The organism is Kluyvera sp. NPDC087067 (genome assembly GCF_044745165.1).
In the GTDB taxonomy this organism is placed as follows: domain Bacteria; phylum Pseudomonadota; class Gammaproteobacteria; order Enterobacterales; family Enterobacteriaceae; genus Kluyvera.
The window spans coordinates 1-21,112 of the sequence record NZ_JBIUZS010000007.1 but is presented as its reverse complement, the minus strand read 5'-3'; the positions used below and the strand labels follow the sequence as shown (position 1 = coordinate 21,112).

General features: G+C 52.7%; 16 protein-coding genes and 1 rRNA gene. 8 read left to right on the top strand and 9 right to left on the bottom strand.

Annotation, left to right across the window (positions count from 1 at the left end; all coding sequences use genetic code 11):
* Nucleotides 1–15 precede the first annotated feature (15 nt).
* The 3 genes from ACIPDS_RS17215 (at nucleotide 16) to symE (ending at nucleotide 4,118) form a co-directional block, all read left to right on the top strand.
* Entirely contained in the window at nucleotides 16–1,749 is a 1,734-nt protein-coding gene (locus ACIPDS_RS17215) for an AAA family ATPase (protein ID WP_400738371.1), read from the top strand.
* Nucleotides 1,746–3,611: an N-6 DNA methylase gene (locus ACIPDS_RS17210; protein ID WP_400738368.1), complete on the top strand. Its 1,866-nt coding sequence runs from the start codon at nucleotides 1,746–1,748 to the stop codon at nucleotides 3,609–3,611. The genes ACIPDS_RS17215 and ACIPDS_RS17210 overlap by 4 nt, the downstream gene beginning before the upstream one ends.
* Nucleotides 3,612–3,779: 168 nt before the next feature.
* Nucleotides 3,780–4,118 (top strand): endoribonuclease SymE, encoded by a 339-nt coding sequence (symE, locus tag ACIPDS_RS17205; protein ID WP_400738365.1) that lies wholly within the window; start codon nucleotides 3,780–3,782, stop codon nucleotides 4,116–4,118.
* Nucleotides 4,119–4,183: 65 nt separating this feature from the next.
* Here symE and ACIPDS_RS17200 read toward each other — a convergent pair whose 3' ends face one another.
* Complete coding sequence (locus tag ACIPDS_RS17200) at nucleotides 4,184–5,128, bottom strand: TauD/TfdA dioxygenase family protein (protein ID WP_400738362.1); 945 nt, start codon at nucleotides 5,126–5,128, stop codon at nucleotides 4,184–4,186.
* A 205-nt stretch (nucleotides 5,129–5,333) separates the two neighbouring features.
* Between ACIPDS_RS17200 and ACIPDS_RS17195 the strand changes: the two genes are divergently transcribed.
* Complete coding sequence (locus ACIPDS_RS17195; protein WP_400738359.1) at nucleotides 5,334–5,576, top strand: DUF2164 domain-containing protein; 243 nt, start codon at nucleotides 5,334–5,336, stop codon at nucleotides 5,574–5,576.
* A gap of 90 nt (nucleotides 5,577–5,666) precedes the next feature.
* Here the strand turns inward: ACIPDS_RS17195 and ACIPDS_RS17190 are convergent, their stop codons facing one another.
* From ACIPDS_RS17190 to ACIPDS_RS17160, 7 genes are all read right to left on the bottom strand, one after another.
* On the bottom strand, nucleotides 5,667–6,743 hold the full coding sequence (locus ACIPDS_RS17190) for a glycoside hydrolase family 105 protein (protein ID WP_400738356.1): 1,077 nt from the start codon (nucleotides 6,741–6,743) through the stop codon (nucleotides 5,667–5,669).
* Nucleotides 6,740–9,145: a hypothetical protein gene (locus ACIPDS_RS17185; protein ID WP_400738353.1), complete on the bottom strand. Its 2,406-nt coding sequence runs from the start codon at nucleotides 9,143–9,145 to the stop codon at nucleotides 6,740–6,742. The genes ACIPDS_RS17190 and ACIPDS_RS17185 overlap by 4 nt, the downstream gene beginning before the upstream one ends.
* A gap of 231 nt (nucleotides 9,146–9,376) precedes the next feature.
* Complete coding sequence (locus ACIPDS_RS17180; protein ID WP_400738349.1) at nucleotides 9,377–11,047, bottom strand: hypothetical protein; 1,671 nt, start codon at nucleotides 11,045–11,047, stop codon at nucleotides 9,377–9,379.
* 79 nt (nucleotides 11,048–11,126) lie between these two features.
* Entirely contained in the window at nucleotides 11,127–12,188 is a 1,062-nt protein-coding gene (locus ACIPDS_RS17175; protein ID WP_400738346.1) for a DUF2955 domain-containing protein, read from the bottom strand.
* Nucleotides 12,178–13,245, bottom strand: a complete 1,068-nt coding sequence (locus ACIPDS_RS17170) for an HlyD family secretion protein (protein ID WP_400738344.1) — start codon at nucleotides 13,243–13,245, stop codon at nucleotides 12,178–12,180. Before ACIPDS_RS17170 ends, ACIPDS_RS17175 begins: the two co-directional genes overlap by 11 nt.
* A gap of 4 nt (nucleotides 13,246–13,249) precedes the next feature.
* The gene (locus tag ACIPDS_RS17165; protein WP_400738341.1) at nucleotides 13,250–13,717 is read right to left on the bottom strand and encodes a MarR family winged helix-turn-helix transcriptional regulator; all 468 of its coding nucleotides are present in this window, start codon (nucleotides 13,715–13,717) and stop codon (nucleotides 13,250–13,252) included.
* Between the two features lie 95 nt (nucleotides 13,718–13,812).
* On the bottom strand, nucleotides 13,813–14,169 hold the full coding sequence (locus tag ACIPDS_RS17160; RefSeq protein WP_400738338.1) for a YebF family protein: 357 nt from the start codon (nucleotides 14,167–14,169) through the stop codon (nucleotides 13,813–13,815).
* Between the two features lie 380 nt (nucleotides 14,170–14,549).
* On the opposite strand from ACIPDS_RS17160, the gene trpS reads away from it, so the two are divergent.
* From trpS to ACIPDS_RS17140, 4 genes are all read left to right on the top strand, one after another.
* Complete coding sequence (gene trpS / locus ACIPDS_RS17155) at nucleotides 14,550–15,557, top strand: tryptophan--tRNA ligase (RefSeq protein WP_400738335.1); 1,008 nt, start codon at nucleotides 14,550–14,552, stop codon at nucleotides 15,555–15,557.
* A 262-nt stretch (nucleotides 15,558–15,819) separates the two neighbouring features.
* Nucleotides 15,820–16,887, top strand: coding sequence for an HlyD family secretion protein (locus ACIPDS_RS17150; RefSeq protein ID WP_400738332.1), 1,068 nt, complete (start codon nucleotides 15,820–15,822; stop codon nucleotides 16,885–16,887).
* Nucleotides 16,884–19,613, top strand: coding sequence for a ribosome-associated ATPase/putative transporter RbbA (gene rbbA / locus ACIPDS_RS17145; protein WP_400738330.1), 2,730 nt, complete (start codon nucleotides 16,884–16,886; stop codon nucleotides 19,611–19,613). Before ACIPDS_RS17150 ends, rbbA begins: the two co-directional genes overlap by 4 nt.
* Entirely contained in the window at nucleotides 19,613–20,737 is a 1,125-nt protein-coding gene (locus tag ACIPDS_RS17140) for an ABC transporter permease (RefSeq protein ID WP_400738326.1), read from the top strand. The genes rbbA and ACIPDS_RS17140 overlap by 1 nt, the downstream gene beginning before the upstream one ends.
* A gap of 286 nt (nucleotides 20,738–21,023) precedes the next feature.
* On the opposite strand, the gene rrf is transcribed toward ACIPDS_RS17140, so the two are convergent.
* Nucleotides 21,024–21,112 (bottom strand): 5S ribosomal RNA (rrf, locus tag ACIPDS_RS17135); the annotation flags it as partial.

Below are 21,112 nucleotides of genomic sequence, written 5' to 3'. Positions count from 1 at the left end.
TATGGACTGACTAACATGCAACTAAATTTACCAAGTAATAGATTATACGCAAATCAACAGCTTATTGAATTTGAGAAGATCACCGCCCTTATTGGAGAAAATGGCGCAGGCAAATCCTCAATCCTCCAATCCATTTTTGTTAACCGCCTGGCAAAATCAATACTTCCTGATAAAAAAGTTGTTTGCTTCTCTTCCGGTCAAAATGAAAAATTTTCTGAGCATTTCTCTAACTACTTAAATCAAGAGAGAAATGCTAATAGAGGGCTTAGTTTAGACTGTTGTTATTATGATAAAACATGGTCAAAATTATTGATTTTCCTCTCAACTATTAGTAACGATAGAGGGTTAGTTCGTTCATTTCTTGTGAGAAAAAAATACATTGAATTATCAGAAAACAATACTGATATTTCAAGCATTCTCAATTTTTCTGTTCAAGTTAGTCGCGCCTATGTTAATAGAGTACAAAAGGCGTTACAAGATGAAGAAAATGGTGAAATCGACACACTACGCTCGACAAGTTATCATCGTACTCTTGAAAGTTTTATAAATACAATAGTTGACCATGAATATGATTTCAGTTCTCCAATGGAATCTAAATCAATACAGTTAGATTCTCAAAAATTCAATAACCCATCATATATTAACACTGCTGAAGATTATTTCGACCCTATAACTTCCTTTTACACACAAGCTGCGGACAACGATTATTTTATATCAAAGCCATCAATGACGTTGACCTTTAAAGATAATTTGGAATTAAGCGATTTAAGCGATGGTGAATATCAAATCTTATTTCTATATTCATTGATTGATCTATTTGATCATCCTGATACCATTTTTCTTCTTGATGAAATAGATTCACATCTTCATTATAAAAATATAGAAATCCTCTGGAAGGAATTACATGCAATAAAAGGCCATGCGATTACCTCCACACATCTTATTGATTCAATAACAGCACGAGAAAATACGTTCTCAACATTAAAAATAGTAAACAGGGGAAAAATTTGCGAACAAGATAAAATGAAAGAATTAATTCAAAGACTTTCAATGTTAACTAGAATTAATTCAGTACAGTTTGAATTATGTAATAAACTTGATAATATTGTTGTCCTTGATCATTACAATGACTGGAAAATTTTCACTTCACTTGCACATAAAAAAAATTTAGACATCGCTAAATTAATCAATTTACAGCCGGTCAAACATCCTTCTGGTTACGGAAATATTACACATGACTTTGCAAAATCGAAAATAGATTGGCTCGAAAATTTGCTATCCTCAAACAGCGATAGAAAGCCTCATCGTATATTTTTAGTATGCGATAGGGATGAAGCAATCCTCACATTTAAAAGTGATGGAGTTTCTGTTGCTGTGCAGCAGCTCGAAAAGCGGATTAGAGAACTAAAAAGCAAATATAGTCCCAGAACAGAAATTTATTTACTTTCATGGCATCGTCGTGAAATAAAAAACTACCTTCTATCTTATTCAGCTATGTCAGAATATGATAAGATTGGTTGTGTAAATAATGATGACCTACCAAAAAATTCCTATTTGAAATTAAATGATCCCGGAGATAATGATCATATAAGGGCTTTAAATGTAAAGGAATATATGACTGAGTTAATAGATTCAGAGGGCATTGGCTTGGATCAAATAAAATTAGACCAGTATATTTCTTTCATCCCTGCAGAAGAAATAAGTATAGATATTGAAAATATGTTTAAATTTTTAGAGAGCAAACTATGAAAAATAAAAACACACTAGAAATAATGCTCAGTATTATTAAAAATGAACAAAAAATAATTAATACTGAACAAGCTGTAAAAGTTATTTCATGCTTGCTAATAAAAAAATATTTATCACTTTCTCTAGAAGGAGAGGTAAATATCAAACACTATAATAACGCACATAACAATGATATTATTGACTGCATTGAACAAATAGAAAACATCCTAAGAAGATCAGATATTATCCATGGGGATAATAACCGTCCTGTCTTAAAAGATCTTTATTATAATTTAGATGAATTAGATAAATTTATATCGACAACAAATTTAAAAAATACTTTAGATGATATAAACTCATTATCGCACTTATACAATTTAAGGGATGATTATGCAAAACTTTTATCTCGTATGTCTGACGAGTCAGGCAGTTCAGGTGCATACTATACTCCAACTGCAATTTGCGAACTTCTGACTCATGATATTACAGGCTCCCCAAATGATTACATTTATGATCCCGCATGTGGCACTTCAGGTCTTTTACTATCGGCTTTTTATAATATAAAAAATACATATAAAAATGGCCATCTAAAAATTTTTGGTAAGGATCTATCATCTTTCTCTTGCCTACTATCCTTATGTAATATGTTACTAAATAATATAGACAACTTTTCTATCGAATGCGGTAACAGTATTCAATGCAACAATTTAGATTATAAATATAACTTAATAATATCAAATCCTCCATTTGGGAAAATAGATACATATAATAATGATTCTATGCATAAATATCTGGAATATGATTTTTTAGAGCATATAATGCTATCTCTCGAGAATAATGGCAATGCAGTCGTTATATTACCAAATAGATTTTTTTCAGATGAACATCACGAAGCTATCACTCTTAAGAAGAGATTGCTGTCAGATTTCAACGTGACTAAAATAATATCATTGCCCGCTGGTGTTTTCTTACCTTACACCGCAGTTAAAACTAGCATACTATTTTTCAGTAAGAACGGACATACAAAACAAATTTTAGTACATGATGCCAGTACTCAATATAAAATAACAAAATCAAATCCTTTTAATATTACTCATACTCAGGAAATAATATCATCATTATCGCAGAATAAAAATTCTCCGTGGACCTGGGTTTTAAACCATGAAGACTTACAGTCTAATTATAATTTTTTAGTACGCCCAGAACTTCACAGAGAGCGATTAAGTTTTAATATTTCATTAGAAAATATTAATTCCCTTGATGAGAATTTAAATAATTTTGATGAGATGCTATTTTCATTAAAAAATGATATAAAGCAACTAAAAGATGATCTCGACCACGCCAGGACTAGCAATACATCAATAAAATATAACCTTGAAGACTTATTGATAATAAAGGCTGGTTTATTGCTACAGAAAAATAATCTTTCAGAAAAAGGGGGAGTACCTGTTTTTGGTGGAAATGGGATTATTGGTTATACTAATGAAGCAAAAGAATTTGGCGAAACCATTGTTATTGGAAAAGTTGGAGCGCTTTGTGGAAACGTGCGATATTGCAACGGAGACATTTGGGTTACAAACAACTCCATGGTTGTTAAGAGTAGAAAAGACGATGTAGTCTACATGCCCTACCTTGCAAAGTTATTAAATGCTATGGAGTTAAGAAAACTATCATCAGGAACTGCACAGCAATATATAACAGTCCGTCATATAAAATCGATAGATATAAATTTACCATCAATAGAAATTCAAAAGAAAATAGATTATTTGCTGTATCAAATAGAGCATAAAATTAACTTAATGATTAATCTAAGAGATAAAATAAACTCTTGCAGCATTCATATAATGAATGATATTACTTGCAACTTACAGATAATAAAATAATCAGCCCATACAAGCCGTGATATTGTAAACGCATTGATTATTTATAATTAAAACTAGACTTTGATTAAAACACTGGGTAAATTTACAGGTGTTATTTTACGCAAGACGCCCGTGCTGCAACACGAGCGCCTTGCTAATCACAATCACTATTTAACGAGAATAGCCATCATGACTACCGTCCATTCTATTGCAGATCCGTGCGATCCAGAAGTCTCCCCAACAAATAACCGTCACCTTACCGTGAGTTATGCGAGTCGTTATCCGGATTACACCCGTATCCCCGCGCTCACCATGAAGGGCCAGTGGCTGGAAGCCGCCGGTTTCGCCACCGGCACCGAGGTGGATGTGAGGGTGATGAACGGCTGTATTGTGCTGACGGCAAAGCCGCAGGAACCCGCACTAGCGCAGTCTTTGCGGCAGGTGAGCAAGCTGTCGGCGCGTAAGCAGAAGCAGGTGCAGGAGTTTATTGGGGTGATTTCGAGTAAGCCTCGCCGACGGGAGGCGTAAGGTCAGTTTGCGCAGTTGAGCGCGTGTTATTGCCGGGTGGCGCTGCGCTTACCCGGCCTACAATTTTACGACGCCTTACCTACCGCACCTTCTCCATTCGCCGCATCCTGCGGCCGTGACACCGTGCGGCTTTTGCTGCCATCCACTCCAACCGCAATCTCCCCTTCCACCGTCACCCGGCGCACCACACGTGGCTGGGTGCCGTAGTCGTTCACTGCGTAATGCTGGGTGCTGCGGTTGTCCCAAATCACCACGTCGTCCTGCTGCCATTGCCAGCGCACGGTGTTGTCGAGGCGGGTGATGCGGTTTTGTAGCAGTTCGAACAGCTGCGCGGATTCCCGCGAGCTAAAGCCCACAAGCCGTTTGACGAAGTGCCCCAGCAGCAGCGCGCGTTCGCCGCTGACTGGGTGGACGTGCACGACCGGATGATCTGCTTCCCACAGCGATGAGACGAACACTTTCTGGTGATGCGCCAGGCGGTGCGTTTCCACGACCACGCGCTCGGCGCCGTAGTCATAATCGTTGCTGTGCACCGCGTGCAGGGTGTCGACGAAGCGCTTGAGCGTCTCCGGCAGCTGCTCGTAAGCGCGGGCGGTGTTGGCCCACACGGTGTCGCCGCCGTATTCCGGGATGGTGACGCCGCGCAGGATGGAGATTTTCGGGAAGGCGTCAACGAAGGTGACGTCGGTGTGCCACGAGTCGGCGCGGCCGCCGCCTTTGGAGGCGTCGAGTTCGAACAGTTTGGTGCCTTCCGGGGAAGGAACGGTTGGGTGGGGAACAATCTTACCGAAGCGCGCGCCGAAGGCCTGATGTTCGGCGTCGGTCAGGTGACTTTGCTGGCGGAAGAACAGCACTTTGTATTTGACCAGCGCCGCGTCGAGCTGGGCGAATGTGTCGGCATCCAGATTGGCAGAGAGGCGAATATCGCGGATCTCCGCGCCGATGTTGCCCGCCACGCGGCGTATGTTCAGTAAAGGAAAATCGGTATCAGCAGTGTTCACAGCAGTCATGATTGCGCCCCTTTAAAATGGTCAGAAACCCGAATATAGAAATATTCCACGGGGTGACAAAGTCGAGTTTGTGATATTGATAGCTGCCTGATGGGATTGCATGATTCGGCATCGAGCCGCCCCGGGGTCGGCGTAAACGCCTCGCCCGGCTACGAACAGGTAGCCCGGCCAAGCGCAGCGCCGCCGGGAAAATACAGGAGCCACAATGACCACGGAAATCACCCTTACGTCCGCCGAGCGCGAGAAACTGCGCGATCAGTTGACCGACTACTGCGCGAAACAGTTCGACCTCGAGCTGGAGCAGTTCGACGCGGAGTTCTTTATCGATTTTATTATCGAGAAGCTGGGGCCGACCTTTTATAACGCCGGGATTGAGGAAGCGATTCGCACCCACCTGGCGTGGAGCGAGCGCATTCAGGAAGAGATGGATCTGAAGAAAATTCTCTGAGTTACTTTTGTGCGGCCGGGTTGCCGGGTGGCGGCTATGCCTTACCCGGCCAACAAAACCGTGCCCGTAGGCCTGATAAGCGCAGCGCCATCAGGCGCTCCACTTCTCCTGCTGAAGCTCCAGCAATAGCAACATCATCAGCGCCTGCGCATACGGCACCGGGGCCATAGCGATATCGCAGTAATATTGCAGATCCGGCCCGACCATCGTTCCTTTCGAGGCTTCCAGCACGATGCCATCGTCTATTCTGTCGCGCAGCGCATGCCAGGCGCGCATGGCGTGTTCGGCGACCTTCTCATCTAAGATCCCCATGCGCACGCCGCGCAGCATGCCGTAGGCGATCCCGGCGGTGGCGGAGGATTCCTGCGGAGAGATCGGATCGTCCAGCAGCGTGTGCCACATGCCGTTGTCGGCCTGTAGCTCACAGAGGGTATTCACCTGACGCGCCACCACCACCGAAAGATAGCGCTTCACGCTGGCGTCCAGGCTGTCGCCAAGCAGGGCGATAAATTCCGGGATCGCTACGGTGATCCACGCGTTGCCGCGCGCCCAGAAGGCTTCGGAGAAGTGGTGTTTGCCGACAAACGTCCAGCCGTGATACCACAGGCCGCTCGCCGGTTCGCACAGGTAGCGGGTGTGCAGCAGGAACTGGTACGACGCTTCGTCGATCAGATCTTTGCGCTCAAGCACCACGCCCGCGGTGCCGAGGAACAGGCAGGTCATAAACAGCGTGTCGTCCCACAGGTGTCCGGTGTTCGGCTGCTCTTTCACCACGTGCTGGAAGCCGCCTTCTTCAGTTTTTGGCAGGGTGCGCAGCAGCGCGTCGGCCCAGTCGTTCACCACGGTCAGCAGATCGTCTCGCCCGGTATGGCCGGCTACCAGCGCGAGGGTGATCATCGGCGCGGTGGTATTGATCTGGATTTCCGGCAGCCCTTTGGCCAGCTGATCTTCATACCAGGTGAGGATCGACTGCTGCAGGCGGGCATCATTTTGCTGGCGCGCATACTGCCAGAAGCCGTACAGGCCGACGCCCACTTCCCATTCCCACTCTTCAAAGTGAATGGCAAAACCTTCGCCGGTGTCGGTGCCGACTTCGCCCATATTTTTCAGGCGGCAGAAGCCCTGAACCACCTGCGCCAGCAGGCCGTTTAATGCTGCGTTGTTCATTGCGCGTCTCCTGATACGTTGACCTGAATTTCATTGCCCACCAGCGTCGGGAACGCGGCGGCTTTGCCGTGGTGCTGGCAGTTGCCCTGCCCGTCGAGCTGCATCAGCGTGTGCTGGTCATCCATCACCCGCGCAATATCCCCTTGATACGTTATTCGCAGCGCCTGAACGCGCTGGCAGAAGGCGCCAAAATCACCTTGCCCGACCTCCAGCCACCACGCTACGCGGCGGCCTTCGGCACGGACTTCATCGCCATTGACGCTCAGCGGCTGCGAGCACAGCACGGCGGCAAAGGCGTTACCCGCCCGTACCACCACGCCCTGCGCCAGCGGGCGCACTTCATCAAAGGCTTCAGCGTGAAGATGCAGGTGCGTCCAGCCCAGCACTTCGGGCTCGTCCAGTTGCCACAGCAGCATCGCCTGATTTTCAACTTGCATCACGCGCGGCAACACGCCGTTGCCTGCCCAGAAGGAGGGACGCGCTTCGCTGCCCGGCGCGACGTCGCCCGGATGGTTTACCCACAATCGGGCATCGGGACGTGCGGCAAACTGCACATCAACCAGATGCTGCTGATGCCCACGTTCGCCGCTGTGGTGATCCACACAGCTTGAGAGGCTGACTGCGGGCTGCTTCCACGCCACAATGTTGCCGCCACCGCACGAATAGTGGGCGTTCAGCGCACCGTGGGTTAAGCGGGCGTAGCGCACGGATTCTGCGGGCGGCACATAGTCGCTCAGGCAGAAGAACGGCAGCGATGCGCACTTGCGGTTAAGGTGTCCGCCGCCCCAGGCCACATGACCGAAGGCGGAAAGCTCGGTCAGCGAGCTTGCCAGCAACTCTTTTTCATAGACGCGGCCCATGGTGCCTGCAGCGATACCGGACTGGTAATGCAGCGCACTGGTCTGCATCAGGCGATCGATAAGCCGCTGCGCGCGCTGGCGCAAGGAGGCATCATCGGCCAACTGGTAGAGCGCAAACAGGCCGATATAGTCCACCGGGTAGTACGGCGCGGAGTTCCATTCCACAAACCCTTGCTGTTCTACGGCGTCGAACCAGCGCTGCAAACGCTGGGTGGCGATGGCCTGCTGCTCGCGGCCACGACGCCCCGAGGCGGTAAACAGCGCATCCGGGAACATCTGGCCTGCGAGATACTGGGCGGTATGGAAACACAACGCGTGATTCTCGCTCCAGTACCACATCACATCGTTGCCCAGTTCGTCGTACCAGTAGCGGTAGCCGACGATGGCCGAGCGCACGCGTTTCCACAGCACCGTCGAGAAGTGTTCGCCGTGGAAGTCATGCCAGATCCACAAGAGCGGCACCATTGAGAAATCCGAGCAATCCTGGCGCGCACTGATGCGCTGGAGAGTACTGATTAACAGTTCCTGAGCCTGCGGGCCGCCGCGGTCCGTATGCAGCATCGCCAGCAAACGCCCGGTGCGCGGTACGCCGTGTTGAGCGATATAGCTGAGCGCCTCACGCTTGCGGATTTCCAGCACGCCCTCGCCGCCAGGCAAAGCCTCCATGATGGTGATACTCAGACTTCGGCTCATGGTCACCACCCCGCGGGTGGCGGTGAGTTCAAGGCGGTAGTGGCCCATGCCAAGGCTTGCCGGGAGTGGGAGCGTCAGGCCGTTTTTACCGGTCATTAGCATGCCGAAATCCAGCAGACAGGTCTTAATACAGTCATTGCCGAGGCTGTAGACGGCCCCGCGCAGCTTCAGACTGACGTCGGCCTGGCACGAGAGTGAAAGCTGCTGATGCGCAGCGGTCACCGTTGCCGGAAGCGAATCCATAAACGCCTGGAGCGCATCAATATCGCTATCCTTGAGGTCTGGCAGCGTGGCTTCCAGCGGGATATCGCCAAGGTAAATCATGCGGAAGGAAAAAATGGTATCGCGTTCAAACAGTTCATCAAGGTGAACCAGCAGCGCGTTGTCTCCGGCCTTTAGCGCAATCTTAATCGCCGAGGTTTGCGGCGTATTGCGCGTGAACGGCGTGAAACAGGCGGCCTGTACGCCATTGCACCATAAGCGCACGCCGCCGCAGGTGGCAATCTCGAACGGATAATCGCCCGCGCTGGACGCATGTAGCGTCACGCGTAACCAGCGTTGAGCGTGGGTTGCCACCGTCTGCACGCCGGAAAAGGTCACGGTGTCGCCCGCACCGGTGTAGGTGACCATCGCCGGGGGTAAGGCACGTTCCGGCACAACCGTGCGCTTTGCGGCATCACGGCGGAAAATGCGCCGACAGAAAGAGTCCTGCGCCGGGCCTTTGCCGTTGGCAAAGTGATAATCCATCTCCGCGTCTACCGCTTCACCCGTGAAAAACTCGGCAAACCGCTCGTTGTGGGGTGCCGAAACCGTAAAACGCGTCAGCGCGTCGCCCGCTACCAGCCTCATGTGACTTTCCTCAATGACTGCTTTGTATATGGGCGATATTTTCTGGAAAGGCGCTTAAGCACGCTACGAGCAAGAAGGGATGGCTTTACGGAACTGCCCGGTCATTCACACTCTGCTTCCGACGGGAGATTAAAACGTGATAAGGATCACATCACAATATTGCACTTCACTCTCCCGGCCGGGAAAACTCACGTTTCCCGGCCTGAGCGTCATTATCTAATGTGATAGACATCACGCTTTAAGCTGCGCCAGCTCGTAAGTCAGGCTGTCGGCGAGCATGCGTACGCGGGTGGGGTCGAACAAAACGTGCAGCCCCGGCGAGGCGTCCGGGTGCTGGGCGCAGAAGCTGTCCATCTCAGAAGCGCAGCGGTACAGCTCCTGAAGATTGACCTGGCAAATCTCGCGCATGCTCCAGCTGTTTTCCACAAGCCGTGCAAAATGCAGGGTGAAGAAGGCTTTTTGCGCGTGACGGAACAGCAGGCAGTAGAGGTCAAAACCCTGCCACTCTTCCTGCCAGCGGCGGTGTAGCGAGAAAGGAAATGCGGCGCGTTCGGCAAACGCCAGCGCCTGCTCGCGCAGGGCAAGGGCCGCCTGCCAGGCGCGGTCTTTCTCTTCGGCAATCAGCGAGAGGTTACGGCCGGAAACGTCCACGTCGCTGGCGCTGAAAAAAATGTCGCGTTCGGAACCCGGCAGCCAGTGGTTGCGATTGAGTTGCCCATACAGGCTCCACACTGCCTGACCGTAGCTTTCCGGCACCTGGCTGTGGCGATGGAAAACGTGGTCGCGCACGTAGATTGCTTGATACAGCACCTGCCCGGCCTGGCTCAATAGCGCCTGGAATTCGTCAAACGTGGCGGCGTCGGGACGCCAGCCGTAGCATTCATCCAGCCAGTGTGTGAGCAGCGTGGCAACGCTCAGATGTTCATCTTCCCGCGACAAAATCTGGCTACAGGCCACCAGATTACATTCGCTCAGCGTACCGATAACCCAGTGGTTATCGACGCCTTCCCAGCTGGTTTTGCACACCGCGCCGGTGATGGCGGAGTTGCCTCGACACCACAGCAAACGCCCCTGGAGCTCATCAATACGCGGGAACGGCAGCACGCCCCAGCCCACCTCTTCCCCCACCAGATCCAGCTCCACCCACACATCGCGATCTTCGACATCGACCAGCGCCGGATTATTGGGGAAAGTTGGCCAGAAGCGTTCTGGGGTGAGTTTGATGGACACCGAGACGCTTTCCGGCAACGTGCGAATCGCCTCCATCACGTTGCTGATATCGTGATTGCCCGCCGGGAAGGCGCGCAGCACCAGGTGTTTATTTTCCCGCATCACCGCCCGCGCCATGGCGCTAAAGCATTGGGTGTAGCGCGACAGGCTGCGAGGGTCGATATGCGGCGTCGGGTCATCCTGCCCGGTCAACTCCCAGTTCGGACGCGAAACAGGCAGCAGGCCGTCGGTGTTGGAGAGCGCCACCAGCAGGCCGCTTATGGCCGGAATTTGCTGGCACAGCAAGGTGAGCTTGTCCGCCAGATACTGACACCAGAATTCAACGTCGAAACGGATGCTGCCATCTTTATCAATCAGTTGCGGGTGCGCCGCCAGCAGGTCTGCCGGAAAGCTGAGTTCTTTAGCCTGAAGGTAAAAGCGCAGTCCCTGCTTGTGGCAGTAACCGGCAAGGCGATTGAGGTAGACGCAGCGGGCGCGCTGCTGGCTGGAGAGACGGTCGTTGTACTGGTGTGGCGTGTAGCCTTTGGGCGAGACCAGCTTGTCGAACAGGTCGACCTGCCCGACAATCACGGTATTAAAATCATGGCGAGCGGCCCATTGCACCAGCTCACAGGCTTTATCCCAATTCCAGAACTCTTGATTATTCAGTTCCAGCGCACGCGTTTTCCACATCGTCTTCTCCCTCACGCCACCACGGCGAGCGGCTATTGTAAGCACAGATGAGGGAGAACAATCAGCGTCCTGAAGTGCGCTACTTCACAATAAAGCGCGTTGGGGCAAAACAGTTAAGCAGCCGATGGAGGATAAACACCATCGTCAGGGTCGCCAGCAACGAGACGGTGACGGAGGTCGCGCGGTAGAGATCGCTGAATACCAGGTCGCCGTCCGGCTGAAGATTCTGGCCGAACATAATGCCGATAGTGGTGATACTGGCAAAGCCCACGCCCGCCCCGACCTTTTCCATCACGTGCAGCCGGGCGCTGAACGCCAGCCCGAGGCCGATAAGCGGCATCATCAACAGCATGTGGCTACTGTGATCGTAGAGGATCAGCTGTACCACCAGAATATACAGGCAGGCTAGTACCACGCCCGCGACGCGCCAGATTGAGCTAATCACCGCGCCGCGATAGTGCATCGGGAAGAGGATCAGGATCCCGGCCATCAACGCAGAGAGGGAGTCGCTGAGATCGCTGACCTGGAAAATGACAAAGATGATGGTCGCCACCGTGCCGGAAAGCAGCGATTCATGGCGCACGCGGGCATCGTCTTTTTCAATTAGCGGCTGCGGCTTACGCGGCTCAACATCCGGGATCAGATAGTGCAGCAACGCGCTCAATGCCACTGCCATAATGCTGGCTTCGATATTGGAAAATAACAGCGTATGCCAGTTTGCGGTTGAGTAGCTCATAAAGTTGAGCATCACGCTTTGGCACACCACGCCCATTGAGCCAAACAAAAACAGCGGCCCTTTGCTCATAAAACGAAATCGCATCACATACAGAGCAAAAACCACCACCGTCATAATTACCGGCCATTGGCTGAGATAGCCGATGATCAGCACCATTTCGAGACAGTTCAGCGAGGCGCTAAAGATAAACTGCTTGGCGATGTGGCGGTTAAACACCGGCACCAAAGACAGCAGCATTAGCGGATAAACCACAAAAAAGACGCCGTAGTGGGTGTCATAAAACGTCGAGATGCTCAACGCTATCGTCCCGGCGATAGAAATGCGCATGGTCTGACGGAAATCATTCGCCGTGTAGACGATGTTTCCGTGAGGGGTAAAGACCTGCGCGAGGGTGTTAATAGACATAGTGCAGCCAGCTAATCAGGTGAATTTGCAGGCCGGAGAAGAAGCGCGCAAAGGCGCCTTCGCTGTTGTACAGCTGTACCGTTGCGCGAGCGCCGGTCGGCAGCGTTTTCTCCAGCGGTTCGTTTAAGGCCACGTGAATACGCATACGCTGGGCGTCACGCACCCAGCGGGTGGATTGTTCCGGCTGCGACAGTTGACCATTTACCGCTTCCTGACCGGCCAGGATCCCGGCATCGCTGCTGGTCACTTTCGCCGCAAAGACTTTGCCCGGGAAGGCGTCAAATACCACTGCGGCATCGGTGCCCTGTTTGGTGTGGCGCAGGCTTTTTTCACGGAAATCCGCCACGATATCGGTTTGCTGGTTCACCACCGCCATCACCGCGCTGCCCGCCGCCGCATACAGGCCAGGACTGAGTTGCAGGTTGCTGACGGTGCCATCCGCTTCGGCGCGAATTTTTGTCCAGCCGAGGTTTAACTGGGCTTCCTGGAGTGCCGTTTGCTGCTGCTGGAGCGTGACGTTGCGATTGTCATCGCGCTCACCGCGTTGAATTTGCAGGTTATGAATCGAGGCATGCAGCGCCGCCACCGATTGTTCGCTGGTCTGCCAGGTGGTGCGCACTTTATCGAGATCCGCCTGGGAGACGTTTTGCATACTGCTTAATCGCTGGTAGCGATCGTAAGTAACCCGGTCGTTATGCGCGGTCAGCTGGGCGGTTTTCAGATTCGCCTGCGCCGCCGATATTTGCGCATCGAGCTGCTGATTGCTTAACTTCGCCTGAGCCAGCGCCAGCGTTGCGGCATCGACTTTATTCTGGAACGGCGTCGGGTCGAGTTCATACAGCAGGTCGCCTTTCTTAACCTGGCTATTGTTATGCACGTAGACCTTCGACACGTAGCCGGACACGCGTGACGAAATCGGCGTCACGACGCGCATCACCGTGGAGTCCGGCGTGAGCGGGATCCAGATGTCGGCAACGATGAAATAGACAAACATCAGCAGGAAAGAGGCAATACTGACCCTTACCCAGCGGGCAAATTTTTGTTCTGGCGTCATCATGGTGTTATTCGGTTTTGTTATTCTCGTCGCGGATAATCCGCAGATTGCAGGCAATGTGATTCAGGGTGTCGCTAAACTTCGCAAACTCGTCGGCGGGGATGCCATTGGAGACCTGGGTCTGGAAGGCTTCAATCACCTGAGTCAGGGTCTGGAGCACCGCCCGACCTTCGTCGGTAAGCGCCAGCAGGCGAATGCGCTTGTCATAAGGGGATACCGTGCGCAACAGATAGCCCCGTTGCTCCAGCAGCGTCAACGTTCGCATCAGCGGCGGCAGTTCAATGCCCTGCATCTCCGCCAGTTCACTGACTGAAACGTTATCGCCCAGTTCATTAAGCTGCATCAGCACCGTCCAGCTGGACTGCGTAAGACCGGTGTCGGTGATCGCATTGTCGATAATGGAGCGCCATTGGCGTACAACCATCGCCATGCGCATTCCCATTGGGCGGCGGGCAAACAGTTCTTCTTCAGTCATGGCAGTCTCCGTTTTTGTCGTATCACTACGATAATACTTACCATGATAACTATCAAGGAACAAACGGGCTAAACCGCATGGATTGTACAATGTCCCTATTTTGCAGCGAGGTATTCCACGTCCATCGAGACACAGTCAACGAAGCCGATGCGCGACAGCGTTTTTATTGGCCCTTTAGCCACAAACGGCACGCGATAATCATCATCTTCAATGGTAACTTCGCCGAAAATCAACTCAGGCGTCATGGTGCCAAGCGTACTTTTCTCACGATACCAATGGGGAAAACGGCCGCGTAAATAATCCTCCTTCACGCGTAATAGCGCTTTACGCGAAAAATCCGGGCGGCAGGCTGAAGTGGTATCAGGGAAGGTTTCATGGACGATAAAAACGATCGTGATACCCGCCGTCAGCAGGCTACAAAAGAGTACTGTCACGAGTAATGTTTTTTTCATACGGATCGTCGGTTTATTAAGTGAACGATGAATGAGGCGTGTATTCATTCTAGAAACGCATGAAATGATGTAAAGCAACTCGTTGGTATTGTTGAGTAAATTTCAAAAAAAACACTCAACATAAAAGATGACTGCCCCGCCGTTAAGCGTATTTTTTGCGCGGAATCGCTGAGCTTTTTTTATCGGTAGACAGGATGAGCACTTTAGTGGCAGGATAAAAAGATGAACATAAACGTGACCGTCCACCGCTCCAATCGTTGGTGGCTGCCTGATTAACAGGCGGCAGGGTTAACGTTACCTATTTTTTCAAAGCCGCCGAAAGGCGGCTTTGTTGTTTCTCAGTGGCGTCTTTCGGCTCAGTGCATTACAAGGAGTCACTGATGAACACCACCCATACTATTCTGACCGGCGACCGTCCTACCGGGCAGCTGCATCTCGGCCACTTTGTCGGTTCCCTGCGCCAGCGCGTACAACTTCAGCAAGAACATCAACAGTTTATCCTGATCGCCGATCTGCAGGGGCTGACAGATAACGGCAGTAATCCGCAAAAAATCAGCCATAACATTCTGGAAGTGATGGCCGACTATCTCGCCGTCGGTATCGACCCAAGCCGCACCACGATCTGCCTGCAATCCGCCCTGCCCGCGCTGGCGGAACTGACGGCGCTGTATATGAATATCGTCACCGTCGCCCGCGTCGAACGGAACCCAACGGTCAAAAATGAGATTGCGCAGAAAGGATTTTCCCGCGCGTTGCCGGTGGGCTTTATGGTGTATCCGATAAGCCAGGCCGCGGATATTACCGCCTTTAATGCCGATCTGGTGCCGGTCGGTGATGATCAGCTGCCGATGATCGAGCAAACCAATGAGATCGTGCACAAAATGAATAGCCTGACGCGCACGCCGGTGTTGCGCCATTGTAAGGCGCAGCTTAGCGACGTCAGCCGTCTGCCGGGGATCGACGGCGGCGCAAAAATGTCGAAGTCATTGGGCAATACGCTGACGCTTTCCGCCAGCGAAGCGGAAATTCATCAGGCGGTGAGCGCCATGTATACCGACCCAAATCACCTGCGCGTAGCCGACCCGGGGCAGATTGAAGGCAACGTCGTCTTCACCTATCTCGACGCCTTCCATCCCGACAAAACTCTGGTCGCGGAAATGAAAGCGCACTACCAGCGCGGCGGGCTGGGCGACCGGCAGTGTAAGAACGTCCTCGAGGCGTGTTTACAGGAACTGTTGGCACCGATTCGCGAACGGCGTGCCACGTTTATTCAGGATAAAGGTCAATTAATGGCAATACTGCGCGAGGGTAGCGAACGTGCGCATACGTTAACGCAGCAGACGCTGCATGCGGTCAAACGTGGACTGGGGCTCCCGGTATTGTTCTGAACTATGCAGGCATTCACCAACTGAATGCCTTTTCCGTTGTTTTGATGTTTTGTGTTAATGCGCTTGCAAGACCCTGTTACAAGTATGGACATAAAGCCGGTCGGTGTTAGTATGACATTGACGGTAGCTATATATATGCGTGTTTCATTTCCGGCCAGGATTGCTGATGATGACCACATGAGTAGCACTTTTCACAGCATCCTTCCCACTTTTCAAGACGAAACGCGCGCCACTCAGCAACAGGGAACAAAGCGGGTAGCGTATGGACAAAATCAAACGGCATTGGGCGTGGTATCTCGTCGGGCTGGCAATCGTGATTGCCGCCGTCGCATGGTGGATGTTGCGTCCACCAGGATTGCCCGACGGATTTGCCAGCAGTAACGGCAGAATTGAAGCCACCGAAGTGGATATCGCGACCAAAACTGCCGGTCGCATCGAGCGTATTCTGGTCAGCGAAGGACAGTTCGTTCGTCAGGGCGATGTTCTGGCACAAATGGACACCCGCGTGCTGAATGAACAGCGTCTGGAAGCCGCCGCACAGATCAAGGAAGCGCAAAGTGCCGTGGCTGCCGCGAGGGCATTGCTGGAACAGCGCCAGAGCGAAATGCGCGCCACCGAGTCGGTGGTGAAGCAGCGCCAGGCCGAGCTGAACTCAACCTCTAAACGTCACGCCCGCTCCAGCACGTTGTCACAGCGTGGAGCCGTTTCCGCCCAGCAATTAGATGACGATCGTGCCGCCGCCGAAAGCGGTCGTGCCGCCCTCGAATCCGCTCGGGCGCAGGTTTCTGCCGCCAAAGCCGCGATTGAAGCGGCTCGCACCAGTATTATACAGGCCCAAACCCGGGTAGAGGCCGCCGAGGCGACCGAACGGCGTATCCTCGCCGATATCGATGACAGCACGCTAAAAGCTCCGCGTGACGGGCGGGTTCAGTATCGCGTGGCCGAACCGGGCGAAGTGCTCGCCGCCGGTGGCCGGGTGCTGAACATGGTCGACCTGGCCGACGTCTATATGACTTTCTTCCTGCCAACCGAACAAGCGGGCCTGCTGGCAATTGGCAGCGAAGCGCGCATTGTTCTTGATGCCGCGCCGAACCTCGTGATCCCCGCTAACATCAGCTTTGTCGCAAGCGTCGCGCAGTTTACGCCGAAAACCGTCGAAACCAGCGATGAGCGGCTCAAGCTGATGTTCCGCGTGAAGGTGCGCATTCCGCCGGAACTGCTGGAAAAGCATCTTGAATACGTGAAAACCGGCCTGCCGGGTATGGCCTATGTCAGGCTGGATAATCAGCAGCCGTGGCCCGCAGAGCTTGCGGTAAGGCTGCCGAAATGAAACAGGATATTCACCCGGCCGTCGCTCGGCTGGAACACGTTAGCCAGCATTTTGGCGCAACCGCTGCGCTGCGTGATATTACGCTGACTATCCCCTCACGTCGCATGGTAGGGCTGATTGGCCCGGACGGAGTCGGCAAATCCAGTCTGTTGTCGCTGATTGCCGGTGCGCGGGTGATTGAGCAAGGGAATGTTATGGTGCTTGGCGGCGATATGCGAGACGCCCGCCACCGCCGGGATGTGTGCCCAAAAATCGCCTGGATGCCGCAGGGCCTGGGCAAGAACCTCTACCACACGCTGTCAGTGTATGAGAACGTCGATTTCTTTGCGCGGCTGTTTGGGCATGATAAAAGCGCGCGCGAAAGCCGGATCGATTCTCTGCTGCAAAGTACCGGGCTGGCACCGTTCCGCGATCGCCCTGCCGGGAAACTTTCCGGCGGGATGAAGCAAAAGCTTGGGCTGTGCTGCGCGCTGATCCACGATCCGCAATTGTTGATCCTGGATGAACCCACTACCGGGGTGGATCCGCTCTCTAGGGCGCAGTTCTGGGAGTTAATCGACAGCATTCGCCAGCGTCAGCCGGAGATGAGCGTATTAGTTGCCACAGCTTATATGGAAGAGGCCGAGCGTTTCGATTGGCTGGTCGCCATGAACGATGGCGAAGTGTTAGCAACGGGCAGTGCTGAAACGCTACGCTCGCAGACCGGAACGCAGACGCTGGAACAGGCGTTTATCGCTCTGCTGCCGGAAGCGCAGCGCAATGCGCATCAGGATGTTGTCATTCCTCCACGCGATACCCGTGAAGAAGAGATTGCGATTGAAGCACGCGGCCTGACCATGCGTTTTGGTGATTTTGTCGCGGTCGACCACGTTAATTTCCGCATTGCGCGCGGTGAGATTTTTGGTTTTCTTGGTTCTAACGGCTGTGGCAAATCGACCACCATGAAGATGCTCACCGGGCTGCTTCCGGCAAGCGAAGGTGAGGCGTGGCTGTTTGGACAGCCGGTCGACCCTAAGGATATCGAAACCCGTCGCCGCGTGGGCTATATGTCACAGGCGTTTTCGCTCTATAGCGAACTGACCGTGCGCCAGAATCTTGAACTCCATGCCCGACTTTTTCATATCCCGGATGCCGAAATCCCCGGTCGTGTCGCTGAGATGAGCGAGCGCTTTATGCTAAGCGACGTGGAGGACACCCTGCCAAGCGCGCTGCCGCTGGGTATTCGCCAGCGTCTGTCGCTGGCCGTCGCGGTCATTCATCGCCCGGAAATGTTGATCCTCGACGAACCGACCTCCGGCGTCGACCCGGTTGCGCGCGATATGTTCTGGCAACTGATGGTGGACCTGGCGCGACAGGACAAGGTGACCATTTTTATCTCCACCCACTTTATGAATGAGGCCGAGCGCTGTGACCGTATGTCGCTGATGCATGCGGGCAAAGTGCTTGCCAGTGACACCCCGGCCGCGCTGGTTAAGCAGCGCGGCGCGGCAAACCTTGAGGAGGCTTTTATTGCCTGGCTTAAGGAAGCATCCGATCCGGCACCAGTAGCAGAGATGACGGAGGCGCCCGTCAAAGCTGAAGCTGAGCCGCCGCGTCAGGCGTTTAGTCTGCGCCGACTGTTTAGCTACAGCCGACGCGAGGCCTTAGAGTTGCGCCGCGATCCGGTGCGCTCAACGCTGGCGCTACTCGGCACGGTGATCCTGATGTTTATTATGGGCTACGGGATCAGCATGGACGTTGAGGATCTGCGCTTCGCCGTCCTCGACAGAGATCAGACCGTCAGCAGCCAGCGCTGGACGCAGAACATTGCCGGATCGCGCTATTTTATCGAACAGTCACCGCTTGCAAGTTACGACGAACTTGACAGGCGGATGCGCAACGGTGAGCTGGCGGTGGCTATCGAAATTCCGCCGAACTTTGGCCGCGATATCGCTCGCGGTACGCCGGTACAAATTGGGGTGTGGGTTGACGGCGCGATGCCGAATCGCGCGGAAACGGTGCGGGGATACGTGCAGGCGATGCATCTGGGCTGGCTTCAGGAGATGGCCGGGCAACAGCCGAACACGAGTGGTGATGTTTCTCTGGTGTCTATCGAAACACGCTATCGCTACAACCCCGACGTGAAAAGTCTCCCGGCGATTGTCCCCGCGGTGATTCCGCTGCTGTTAATGATGATCCCGGCGATGCTCAGCGCGCTCAGTGTGGTACGAGAAAAAGAACTCGGATCGATAATCAATCTGTACGTTACCCCAACCACCCGAAGCGAGTTTTTGCTTGGTAAGCAGATACCGTACATCGTGCTGGGAATGTTTAACTTCCTGTTGCTGTGCGCGCTATCAGTCTTTGTGTTTGGCGTACAGCATAAGGGCAGTTTCCTGACGCTTACCCTGGCAGCGCTGCTGTATGTGACGATTGCCACCGGGCTGGGGCTTTTGATCTCCACCTTTATGAAGAGCCAGATTGCCGCGATTTTCGGTACCGCGATCATTACGCTGATTCCCGCAACGCAGTTCTCAGGGATGATCGACCCGGTCGCCTCGCTGGAAGGGCCGGGACGCTGGATTGGCCAGATCTATCCAACCAGCCATTTTCTGACTATCGCCCGTGGAACATTTTCAAAAGCCTTGGGGCTTAGCGATCTGTGGATCTCCTTTATCCCACTGCTGATTGCCGTGCCACTCGTGCTGGGGCTTTCCGTCTGGCTGCTGAAGAAACAGGAGGCATAATGCGCGGATTACGCAATATTTATAACCTCGGAATGAAGGAGCTGCGCAGCCTGCTGGGCGATAAAGCGATGCTGACGCTGATTGTGTTCGCCTTTACGGTGTCGGTTTATTCTTCTGCCACGGTGATGCCAGGCTCGCTGCATCTGGCGCCTATTGCTATTGCAGATATGGATAAATCACAGCTTTCTTCACGGATCATCAATGGCTTCTATCGCCCATGGTTCCTGGAGCCGGAGCTGATTACCGCCGATGAAATGGATGCAGGCCTTAATGCGGGGCGCTATACCTTCGCTATCAATATTCCTCCTGATTTTCAGCGCGATGTGCTGGCGGGAAGGCAGCCAGATTTACAGGTGAACGTGGATGCGACCCGAATGAGCCAGGCGTTTACTGGCAATAGTTATATCCAGAATATTATCACCGGCGAGGTGAACAGTTTTGTCGCTCGCTATCGGGATAACAGCATGTTGCCGGTAGAACTGGCGGTGCGGATGCGCTTTAACCCGAATCTTGAGCAGGAGCGTTTTGGCGCCGTGATGGCGATCATCAACAATATTACGATGCTGGCGATCGTGCTGACCGGATCGGCGTTGATCCGCGAGCGCGAGCACGGCACGGTTGAGCACCTGCTGGTCATGCCGATCACGCCGTTTGAGATCATGCTGGCAAAAGTGTGGTCGATGGGGCTAGTGGTGTTGGTGGTTTCAGGGTTGTCACTGCTGCTAATGGTGCAGGGTGTTTTACAGGTGCCTATTGAAGGTTCGATCCCGTTATTTATGTTGGGGGTCGCTCTGAGCCTGTTCGCTACGACCTCGATCGGCATTTTTATGGGGACAGTTGCACGTTCAATGCCGCAGATGGGATTATTGATGATTCTGGTGCTACTGCCGCTACAGATGCTGTCGGGGGGATCGACGCCGCGTGAGAGTATGCCCCAGCTGGTGCAGGATATTATGCAGACCATGCCGACAACGCATTTTGTTAGCCTGGCACAGGCGATTCTTTATCGTGGTGCTGATTTTGCCATTGTCTGGCCGCAGTTTTTAACGCTGCTGGCGATTGGTGGGGTATTTTTTGCAATTGCGTTGATACGTTTTCGTAAAACGATTGGGGAGATGGCGTAGGGGGTGGTTCGAAGCTTCCCCGGAGTCGGCGTAAACGCCTCGTCCGGGCTACATTCGCACCACATTGTAGCCCGGGCGAACGCAGTGACCCCGGAAATTTCACCGGTTCCGCATTCCGCACGCATGCTAGCTTCCCCGGAGTCGGCGTAAACGCCTCGTCCGGGCTACGTCCGCACCATATTGTAGCCCGGGCGAACGCAGTGAGCCCGGGATGTCCACCGGTTATCCATTTCGCACAGACGCAAAAAAGCCCATCCGTCAGGATGGGCTTCTTCACTTGTTTGATGCCTGGCAGTTCCCTACTCTCGCATGGGGAGACCCCACACTACCATCGGCGCTACGGCGTTTCACTTCTGAGTTCGGCATGGGGTCAGG